General features: G+C 71.7%; 1 protein-coding gene. It reads left to right on the forward strand.

Annotated elements, in window-relative coordinates:
* The coding region (locus ACSNOH_RS35205) for a globin domain-containing protein (RefSeq protein ID WP_436725506.1) at window positions 1-381 on the forward strand (381 nt) is incomplete at both ends.

Genomic DNA, 381 nt, shown 5'->3' on the forward strand with positions numbered 1-381 from the left:
AAGGCCACTTCGTACTTCTACGCCCTCCTGTTCCTCCGGCACCCCGATCTCCGCGCCCTCTTCCCCGCAGCCATGGACGCCCAGCGCGACCGCCTCTTCAAGGCGCTGCTGACCGCCGCCCGGCACGCCGAGGACGCCGCCACCCTCACCGCCTACCTCTCCCGGCTCGGCCGCGGGCACCGGAAGTACGGCACCCTGCCCGAGCACTACCCCGCGGTCGGCGAATGCCTGATCGCCGCGCTCGGCCGCTACGCCCCGGACACCTGGAACGAGGCCGCAGAAGCCGCCTGGGTGCGCACCTACACGACGATCTCGCAGATCATGATCGATGCGGCCGCCGAGGACGAGGAGCGGTCCCCCGCCTGGTGGCAGGCCGAGATC

It is taken from the genome of Streptomyces sp. URMC 127 (genome assembly GCF_051386535.1).
Taxonomy (GTDB): domain Bacteria; phylum Actinomycetota; class Actinomycetes; order Streptomycetales; family Streptomycetaceae; genus Streptomyces.